Genomic DNA, 7,139 nt, shown 5'->3' with positions numbered 1-7,139 from the left:
GGATTTCTTCCGGGAAGTCCGAGGGAAGCCAGCCCGGTGCGTAGGGGGCGGCCGTGATGATCAGAGGCTGTTGGTTTTCGGGGAAAAGGTGGCCGTCGAGGAAGTTCATGTCGTTCGTCTCCGAGTTGAAATGCGAAGGTCGGAATGGATGGAGGAAACTCAGTGCGGAACGTCGCCAACGATGCCGGCGCGCTCCATCTTGCGCGGCGCGGGCCAGTAGTCGTTCAGCGCGTAGTGCTGAGTGCTGCGGTTGTCCCAGACCACGACGTCGCCGGGCTGCCAGGACCAGCGGACCTGGTACTCGGGAATGGTGGCCCGGCTGATCAGGTAGTTCAGCAGAAGCGCTGCACCTGGCGTCTTGTCGATGCCGTGTCGAACGTTCTCCGGCGTGCTGTAGTTTGCAAAATGCGTGGTGAAGCTGCCGACATAGAGAACCTTCTCGCCAGTCTCCGGATGTGTTCGCACGACAGGGTGCTCCACTGGCGGATGGTCCTGACCCAGCTTGATGCGGGCTTCCGGGGTCATGACGGCACCGAACGAATGCTCGATGCTGGCCTTGGCGCGCAGGTTCTGGATCTTTTGCTTGATCTCTTCCGGCAACTCATCATGCGCTTGCACCATGTTGACCCAGATGGTGTCGCCGCCGATCTCCGGGCACTCGATGCAGCGAAGCACGGCGCCCATTGCAGGGTTTTCGCRCCACAGGCCGTCGCAGTGATAGGTGTTCTCGTAGCTGTGCTTTTTGTCGCTGCGATAGATGCGCACCAGGCCCGGGTATTCGGGATCGCTGCCGACCACCGGGTGGTTCTCCAGCCTTCCGAAGCAGCTCGCGAAGGCGACGTGCTCGGCGCGAGTGATGTCCTGCCCGCGAAAGAACAGCACCTTGTGCTTGAGCAGCGCGGACCTGATCTGCGCGAAGAGTTCGACGTCGCGTGACGCTTCGCCAAGATGGATTTCCGTGACTTCAGCACCGATGGAAGGTGTGATGGGTCTGATCTTCATTTTCAGTCTCCTGAGGGACGGCATGCGCTGGTCAATTCGCTTGGATGTTGAACTTCTTGACGATGGCGGCGTTGCGCGCGGACATCGCCTTGGTTTCGCTGAGCAACGCAGGTGTGTCGACACTCAGTTCGGGCTCGAGGCCCACGTCGATCAGCTTCTGCTGCACCACAGCTGCCTTCGCAGCCTTTTCGATCATCGCGTGCAGCTTCGCCAGGGTGTCGGCCGACAGCTTGCTGGAGCCGATGAACCCAACCCATCCCCGGAACTGAAGGTCCGCATAGCCGAGTTCGGTCGTGGTCGGCACATCAGGGAGGTACCTGGACCGGCTTGTTCCGGTGAAGGCATAGGGGCGCAGCTTGCCGCCCTTGATTAACGGCATGGAAGTCACCATGCCGTCGAACATGATGTCGACCTGGCCGCCGAGCAGGTCCTGGAGCGCGGGCGGCGATCCGGGATAGCCCACGTGCTGCATGTCCAGTCCGGCCCGATCGCTGAGGATCAGTCCTGCGTATTGCGACACGGTGCCAGGGCTGTAGCTGGCGAAGCTGGACTTCCCCTTGCGCGTCTTCAACTGCGCAATCAGGCCCTGGAAGTCCTTGGCCGGGTAGCTTGCCGAAGTTACGAGCACGACGCCCGACCTAGCCACCGACGCGATCGGGACCAAGTCCTTCAACGGGTCGAACGGCATCTTCATCACCTGCGGCGTCTCTGCCATCACGTTGCTCGCCGCCAGCGCGATCGTGTCGCCGTCGGGCGCAGCCTGCAGCATGGCCTGGAGGCCGATCGATCCGCCTGCACCGGGACGGTTCTCGATGATCACCGGCCGACCGATGTCGGTGGACATCTGTTGCCCGAGGACACGGGCGACGATGTCCATCGTTCCGCCCGGGGGCGCTGGCACGATGAGCTTCACGGGTCGCTCGCCAAAGGCCCAGACGCTGAATGCCAGCGAGCATGCGACCAGCGCTGTAGAGGCGCGAGCAAATTGCAGCAGTTTCATTTTGTCTCCGGTTGTTGTCAGGTCGGACGGTGTCTCGACGCCACCGAGTATCCGGCGCGCTGGCGGTCGACTCTTGCTTATTCGGGACATCGATTTGCTTGATTGGGACATCTGTATGTCATGCTTCCTGTCGTCGCATCTCCACGAAAGAATCCCCGTCTCCATATCCACCAACCAGGAGATGCAACTTGACCCACGCCATCCATTTCCCCGAAACCGGGAGCGCAGAAGTCCTGAAACTCAAAGGGGAAGGTGCGGTATGAGCGGGGCGTCGCTGCCGTTGGCCGGCGTGCGCGTGCTCGACCTGTCGCGCGTGCTGGCCGGTCCCATGTGCGCGATGGCGCTGGGCGACCTGGGCGCCGAGGTCATCAAGATCGAGCATCCTCTGCGCGGAGACGACACCCGCGACTGGGGTCTGCGCGTCGGCTCGCGCAATACCGCGTACTTCAACAGCGCCAATCGCAACAAGCAGTCCATCGGCATCGACCTGCAGAAGCCCGAAGCGCATCGTGCGCGAGTTGGCGAAGCGAAGCGATGTGCTGATCCAGAACTTCAAGTTCGGCGGCATCGCGAAGATGGGCCTGGGCGTCGAGGAACTCAAAGTCCTCAACCCCAGGCCTGGTGTACTGCTCCATCACCGGCTACCGCGCCGATGGCCCCGAGGCCGCGCGCCCAGGCTACGATCTGGTGGTGCAGGGCGAAGCCGGCCTGATGTCGCTCAATGGCGAAGAAGGCCAGGGGCCGCTGAAGTTCGGCGTGGCGGCGGTGGACATGTTCACCGGCATGTATGCGGTGCAGGCAATCCTGGCGGCCCTGTTCGACCGTCACCGCACGGGCCGGGGCCGACATGTCTTAAACGACATTCATCTTGGCCGACCGGCCAAGATGATTGGCACGCCTTCACCTGTCGGCGGCGACGAGCGGCGATCCGCTGCCACATGACACCCTCTCGGCACAAGGCCCGTACTACGCTTCGCCCAAGTCAGTCGAGGACTTGCGTCTCCCCTGCGGCCTGCGTCGCTCCGCTCAGTAAGAACGCGGCAGGCCCAGCACGTGCTGGCTGACGTAGGGCGTTTTACTCGTAGACCTTCAGGTGTGCCAATTGCTCCTCGATGGCTGCAGCGTAGGCAGGGATCGATGCGTCGTCCAGGCCGGCGGCCCCGGGCTGTGCCAGAGTCGTTAGGTTGTCCACCAAGACCGGCAGTAGCGGGGGTAGCGATTTCATTAGCGTTCCCAGAAGCGCGGCATTGGTCACCCGGAGCGCTTGCGCTTGCATTTGGCCGGCCTGTTCCATCACCAGCTTGTGAATCGCCTGATTGAATTCGTCCTGTACCTGTTCGGTCATGCTGGCCCTTCGCGAATGGCCGGATTGTGCAGGACGCAGTTGGACGGGTGTGGGTGCCTGGAGTGCGCGGCCAGGAGTGGCCCCTGTACAGATCCGGCGGGCCGGCAGCTCAGAGGGAATGGCGCCGTCGGGCCGGGGGCCAGCTGGTGCGCTTGAGGGCGAGGACTGCCAGGGGCTCTTGGGTCGAGGGGCTGAGACTGACTACTGAACCATCGCGTTCCAGCGAGAACACAAGCGACCGCAGCGGTCTCGATGGCCTCCGAGATCTCGGCCCAGTCGATGGCCCGACCGTCGGCGCACATGACCCCTACAGCGCCCGAGGGGTCGCCCCAGGACCCCAGAAGAAGCTTTTCGATACTACGTTCGCCCCAGTTGGCCGCAGGCTGTCTCGCCGTATTCGGTCTCGACAGCGCAGCCGGTGCGCGGGTCAGGTCATTGCGCCGATACCCAGGGCCTCCAAAAGACTCCGTAGGGCCCCGGTGAGGCCCGCTGCCAGAGTAGGGGCGCCCGCTCTGAGAGTGGCCGCTATGCGCGTTTGATGCGGCGGACAATGAAGAGGAGAACGACCGCACCCACGGTTGCGACGATGAGGCTTCCGATAAGGCCACCACCAAGCGAGCGGAAGATGCTGAACAGAAAGCCCCCAAGGACCGCGCCAATGACGCCGACTATGAGGTCACCGATGCGGCCGAAACCGCCGCCCTTGACAAAGGTCCCTGCCAGCCATCCGGCCACGAGGCCGATAACAAGAAACCAAAGAAAATCCATGGCTACCTCGATGTCTGGCCGAGACGACCATAGGTTCTGATCGTAGCCCGCTCTCGGAGCCAGGGAAAGCGAGGCGGCCAACGGATCACGGGGCGAGGGCTGGTTTGACCCCGCTGAATTGCGGGAACTGTCAATCCCAGGGGCAGCGGCCGCATGTCAACTTCTTCGGGGTGCGCTACACCAATGCCATGCAGGCCAGCACGGCCGCCTTCCTCGGTCAGGAACCGCGCATTTACTATCACAGCCAGGAAGCGGTGCGCGCCCAGGCCAATGGCGTGTCCATCCACCGCATGCGGCTGTTCGCCATGCGCTGAAACACGTACCCAAGGCGCGGTCCCAACGGGCGATGAATCCGCGCGGGCGCGCGCTAGATGTGATTCGCGCTGCGCTGCTGTACCGCCGACAGGCAGGAACGAATGGCATCGCGCACTGCCGGCAGAAGCCGGCTGTCGTCGTCCGCCTTCCGGGTCACAAGGGAAAACTGCACGACCGGCGCCTGGCGCCCGAGCCGCACGACGCGCACCGGGTAGGTCTGAAGCACGCCGGGATCGGAAACCTGCACGATCGAGATACCCAGGCCGGCGCTGACCATGGCGACGATGGCGGGCGCGCTGTCGAACTCGAGGTGGCCATGCTTCTCGCGGATCTGCGCATTCACGAAGCGCGCTGCCAGCGACCCGGTGACGGTGCCGCGGTCATAGCGAATCCACTCGTACTGCCGGAACAGCGCAGCCACCGTGCTCTCGGTCGCCGCAGGCGGGGCGATCAGCACCAGCTCACGTCGCAGCATCGGCAGCCATCGCAGTCGCGCGGAGCCTCCACCTTCGGGCTGGGCCACCAGAGCGGCGTCGATCTCCCCGGCCTTCACGGCCGCGGTGAGTGTGGCGCTTCGGCCCCGGATCGGGCGCAGGTCCAAGGCCGGGTGCCTCTCCCGCAGCAGGCGCATCGTGACCGGCAGCACCACCGGCTGCATCGACTCGATGATGCCGAGACGCACCGTGCCCTCGATCGCGAGCGTCTGGCGACTGCGCAGGGACTCGAGCTGCTGCAGCGCCTCCCCCATCGTCGCCCAGACCTCGTAGGCCAGCTTCATCGGCTTGACCTGAAGTCCGGATCGGTCGAAGAGCGGCTTGCCGAGGTACGCCTCCAGTTGCTTCATCTTCATGCTGACGGCGCTGGGTGTGAGGTTCATTTCGGCTGCCGCCGCTGCCAGCGTGCCTCCCCGAAGCACCGCGTCGAGGGTCGAGAACGCATCGATCTTCATCAATATTCCTTATGAAGTAGTTGAAATAGTGTCGCTTTTTTTTGCGATGACCACAGCCTAGACTTGCCTTCAAGTTTCCGCGGCAACGGAAATCCATCAACTCAAGGACACAGTCGGACATGACAATCGATCTCTACAGCAAACCGCTGGCCTGGACCGCCGAAGAGGTGCGGCAGGACGATTCCTGGATCCAGCGCCTCACTCCGGCCGAGGTTGAGGKCTTCCGCCAGGCATTGCGACACGCCGACTCGCTCGACAAGCCGCTGCTTCAGATGGAGCAGGCCGACTTTCCTCTCGACGCGGCTGCGCGCGGGGCTATCGACAGGGCGATCCGGACCACCCAGGGTCGCTGGGGCATGTGCCTGGTCAAGGGCTTTCCCGTCGACGAATGGACCGAGCCGCAAACCAAATTGGCCTACTGGTGCATGGGGCTCCACATGGGCGTCGGTCGTACGCAGAACCGCGCGAGCCAGGTCATGAACGACGTGCGCGACGAGGGCGGCGACTACAAGGTCAAGGGCGGCCGCGGCTACAACACCAACGCCGGACTGGATTTCCATCAGGATTCCTGCGACGTGGTCGGCCTTCTGTGCCGCCGCACTGCGAAGAACGGCGGCACCAGCAAGGTCATCAGCTCGATCAAGCTGCGCGACGAGGTGAAGCGCCTGCGTCCGGACATTCTTCCGGTGCTCGAACAGCCCTTCTTCCACAGCTACCAGGGCACGCAGGACCCGACCCAGCCGCCGTTCTACCACTGCCCGCTGATCGGCGAGGCCGCGGGGTATTTCGCCGCCCGGACCAATCGCAAGAACACCGATGCCGCCCAGCGCGACTTCGAGGAAGTCCCGCGCCTGACCGCGCAACAGACGGAGGCCCTCGACCTGCTCGACGAGCTGATGCCGAGCCCGTTGCTGTGCTACACGATGGAACTCGAGCGCGGCGACCTGCAACTGCTCAACAGCTACGTGACGCTGCATTCGAGGACGCCGTTCGAGGACTTCGAGCTGGCCGACGAGAAGCGGCATTTGCTTCGCCTGTGGCTTTCCATCCCTTCGTCGCAGCCGCTGCCGGAAGCGTTCGGCGAGTACTTCGGCGACGTCCGCGCCGGCGCCGTGCGCGGTGGCGTTCGCGGCAGCGCCATCACGCCCGAGTTCGTGGCCTACGAGGCGCGGCAGGCCGCAGCGCTCGGCATGCCCCTGAAGCCATGGCAGCCCCGGCCAGCGGCCGTCGCCACCGCGCCTTGACGCACGAGGCGGCGGGCCCCGGGCGCGCGCCGCCTCGCTTCATGCCCACCCACGCGACGGGCCGCGATCGTGGCTCCTACAAGGACGAGACAATGATTCACCGCTTTCTATCCGCCGCCCTGTCCGGGCTTCTCGCTTGTCTGCCCGTGTTCGCGCATGCAGAGTATCCGGAGCGCCCGGTCAAGATCGTCGTTCCCTTCGCGGCGGGCGGCAACATCGATCTCACGGCGCGCGCCATCTCGAGCGGCATGGCGGAAGCGCTGGGGCAGCCCGTCGTGGTGGAGAACAAGCCGGGCGCCGGTGGCATGCTCGGCGCCGAGGCTGTGGCCAAGGCCGCGCCGGACGGCTACACCTTGCTGCTCGCGTCGACCGGCTCGCTGGCGGCGGCTCCGGCCCTCTACCCCAAGCTCGGCTTCGATCCGGTCAAGGACTTCGGCAGCTCGCGCTCGGTGACGCGAGTGCCCCTGGTGCAGGACTTCGGCAGCTCGCGCTCGGTGACGCGAGTGCCCCTGGTGC

8 protein-coding genes and 2 pseudogenes are annotated in these 7,139 nt (G+C 64.5%); 4 read left to right on the top strand and 6 right to left on the bottom strand.

Features of this window, described 5'->3' with window-relative positions:
* The 3 genes and pseudogenes from AC1DY5_RS35510 to AC1DY5_RS35500 all read right to left on the bottom strand — a co-directional run.
* A pseudogene (locus AC1DY5_RS35510) lies at positions 1 to 109 on the bottom strand (3-keto-5-aminohexanoate cleavage protein); the annotation flags it as partial.
* A 50-nt stretch (positions 110 to 159) separates the two neighbouring features.
* Positions 160 to 1,002, bottom strand: a complete 843-nt coding sequence (locus AC1DY5_RS35505; RefSeq protein WP_478119171.1) for a TauD/TfdA dioxygenase family protein — start codon at positions 1,000 to 1,002, stop codon at positions 160 to 162.
* 31 nt (positions 1,003 to 1,033) lie between these two features.
* A complete protein-coding gene (locus tag AC1DY5_RS35500) occupies positions 1,034 to 2,002 on the bottom strand; it encodes a Bug family tripartite tricarboxylate transporter substrate binding protein (protein ID WP_478119170.1) in 969 nt (322 codons plus the stop codon).
* Positions 2,003 to 2,261: 259 nt separating this feature from the next.
* On the opposite strand from AC1DY5_RS35500, the pseudogene AC1DY5_RS35495 reads away from it, so the two are divergent.
* Positions 2,262 to 2,854, top strand: a pseudogene (locus AC1DY5_RS35495) (CaiB/BaiF CoA transferase family protein); the annotation flags it as partial.
* 223 nt (positions 2,855 to 3,077) lie between these two features.
* Here the strand turns inward: AC1DY5_RS35495 and AC1DY5_RS35490 are convergent.
* A complete protein-coding gene (locus AC1DY5_RS35490) occupies positions 3,078 to 3,347 on the bottom strand; it encodes a hypothetical protein (protein ID WP_478119168.1) in 270 nt (89 codons plus the stop codon).
* Between the two features lie 525 nt (positions 3,348 to 3,872).
* Positions 3,873 to 4,115, bottom strand: coding sequence for a GlsB/YeaQ/YmgE family stress response membrane protein (locus tag AC1DY5_RS35485; protein ID WP_478119167.1), 243 nt, complete (start codon positions 4,113 to 4,115; stop codon positions 3,873 to 3,875).
* Positions 4,116 to 4,219: 104 nt separating this feature from the next.
* On the opposite strand from AC1DY5_RS35485, the gene AC1DY5_RS35480 reads away from it, so the two are divergent.
* Positions 4,220 to 4,429, top strand: coding sequence for a hypothetical protein (locus AC1DY5_RS35480; protein WP_478119165.1), 210 nt, complete (start codon positions 4,220 to 4,222; stop codon positions 4,427 to 4,429).
* Positions 4,430 to 4,482: 53 nt separating this feature from the next.
* Here the strand turns inward: AC1DY5_RS35480 and AC1DY5_RS35475 are convergent, their stop codons facing one another.
* Positions 4,483 to 5,379 (bottom strand): LysR substrate-binding domain-containing protein, encoded by an 897-nt coding sequence (locus tag AC1DY5_RS35475; RefSeq protein WP_478119163.1) that lies wholly within the window; start codon positions 5,377 to 5,379, stop codon positions 4,483 to 4,485.
* A 119-nt stretch (positions 5,380 to 5,498) separates the two neighbouring features.
* Here AC1DY5_RS35475 and AC1DY5_RS35470 point away from each other — a divergent pair, with 119 nt between their 5' ends.
* Positions 5,499 to 6,623 (top strand): TauD/TfdA family dioxygenase, encoded by a 1,125-nt coding sequence (locus AC1DY5_RS35470; protein ID WP_478119161.1) that lies wholly within the window; start codon positions 5,499 to 5,501, stop codon positions 6,621 to 6,623.
* A partial coding sequence (locus tag AC1DY5_RS35465) for a Bug family tripartite tricarboxylate transporter substrate binding protein (RefSeq protein WP_478119160.1) occupies positions 6,584 to 7,139 on the top strand: 556 nt, incomplete at its 3' end. The genes AC1DY5_RS35470 and AC1DY5_RS35465, both read left to right, overlap by 40 nt.

Source organism: Variovorax sp. P4_D9, assembly GCF_056401695.1.
The sequence above is the reverse complement of the archived record's forward strand: the minus strand, read 5'-3'. Positions and strand labels throughout refer to the sequence as shown.

Excerpts from the sequence above, each read along its gene's own strand:
- AC1DY5_RS35500 (WP_478119170.1), bottom strand. The coding sequence starts at position 2,002 with ATGAAACTGCTGCAATTTGCTCGCGCCTCTACAGCGCTGGTCGCATGC.
- AC1DY5_RS35490 (WP_478119168.1), bottom strand. The coding sequence starts at position 3,347 with ATGACCGAACAGGTACAGGACGAATTCAATCAGGCGATTCACAAGCTG.
- AC1DY5_RS35485 (WP_478119167.1), bottom strand. The coding sequence starts at position 4,115 with ATGGATTTTCTTTGGTTTCTTGTTATCGGCCTCGTGGCCGGATGGCTG.
- AC1DY5_RS35475 (WP_478119163.1), bottom strand. The coding sequence starts at position 5,379 with ATGAAGATCGATGCGTTCTCGACCCTCGACGCGGTGCTTCGGGGAGGC.